2 protein-coding genes are annotated in these 1467 nt (G+C 74.0%); both read left to right on the forward strand.

All coding sequences use genetic code 11. The features are described from left to right. Positions 1 to 315 (forward strand): hypothetical protein (locus ACWEBX_RS40610; protein ID WP_451889707.1); only part of this gene is annotated, 315 nt, incomplete at its 5' end. A gap of 182 nt (positions 316 to 497) precedes the next feature. Then, a complete protein-coding gene (locus ACWEBX_RS40615) occupies positions 498 to 1265 on the forward strand; it encodes an SDR family NAD(P)-dependent oxidoreductase (protein ID WP_451889708.1) in 768 nt (255 codons plus the stop codon). Positions 1266 to 1467: the final 202 nt, after the last annotated feature.

Here is a 1467-nt window from a genome sequence, read left to right on the forward strand (position 1 = left end):
GTCACCGTACGGGCGGCCGGACGGCTGGTCCAGGAACGGACGGCCGATCCGGCGCAGCGGTCCGCGGGCTGGGTCCGCGTGCTGCGGGACATGCTGGAGCGGGCCCGCGCCGGGACGGACGGGATTCCGGTGCCGTGCGACAGCGATCTCCGGGACATGGAACTGCTGGTGGCCTACCTGATGGCCGGCGCCGAGGCGTCGGTACGGTCCGGGGCGGAGGGCGGCAGCGTGTCGCAGGAGTTGCGCAGTTTGTGGGCGTTCCTGACCTGCGGCGGGCTCCATGCCGTACTCGCGGGAGACGAGGGGGCGCGCTGACCGCCTCGACTCTCCCACTGCCACGCCCAACTACCTTTTCCACGCGTCCCGTCGCGCCGCGCACCGCTCTGCCCGTTCCGCCCGGCCCTCCGTCTCCCACCGCCGCGGTCGCGCCTCGGCTGCCCCGCCGTGCCGCCCTGCGCGTCTCCCCCACCGTTTCCCCGTATCCAAGGAGCGTCCCCTTGACCACCGCCCGACGCCATGCGCTCGTCACCGGTGCCTCCCGCGGCATCGGAGCCGCCGTCGCCGCCGAACTGGCCGCCGCCGGCCATGCCGTGGCCGTGCACTGCCACGCGGACACCGCCGCCGCGCGGGCCGTCGCGGACGCGCTGCCCGGCGACGGACACACCGTCGTGTCCGGCGACCTCGCCGACCCCGACCAGGCCGCGGCCGTGCTGACGGCCGCCGTGACCGCCCTGGGCACCGTCGACGTCCTGGTGAACAACGCCGGGATCTACACCGAGCAGCCCATCACCAGCACGTCGTACGCCGACTGGCAGGCCGTCTGGCGGCGTGTCATCGACGTCAACCTGCACGGTCCCGCCCAGCTCACCTGGTGCCTCGTCGACCACCTGATGCACCGGCCGCAGGGCCCGCGCGGCGCCCGGATCATCAACATCGGCTCTCGCGGCGCCTACCGGGGCGAGCCCCATGCCCCCGCCTATGGGGCGAGCAAGGCCGCCGTGCACGCCCTGACCCAGTCGCTCGCGCAGTCCCTCGCCCCGCACGGCATCACGGTCACCGCCGTCGCACCGGGCTTCGTCGCCACGGAACTGACCGAGCCCATGCTCACCGGACCGGACGGCGACGCCATCCGCGCGCAGAGCCCGTACGGGCGGGTGGCGGACCCCTCGGACATCGCAGCGGCAGTGGCCTGGCTGGCCTCCGAGCGGGCGGAATGGGCCGGCGGGGCCGTGCTCGACCTCAACGGCGCCTCCCACCTGCGCTGAGACCCGGCACCCGGGACCCGGCACCTCACACTTCACACCTCATGCATCACGCCTCACACGGAAAAGGACTCGACCATGGACGGTACGGCGGTGCGCGCGACGCTCCTGCAGATCGATGTGGACCCCGGCGAGACGGCCGGTGAGCGCCGCGAGCGTGTCGCGGCGCTGGTCAGTGCCGAGCGCGACGCGGATCTGGTGGTGC

The sequence above is a fragment of the Streptomyces sp. NPDC005070 genome (genome assembly GCF_053600395.1).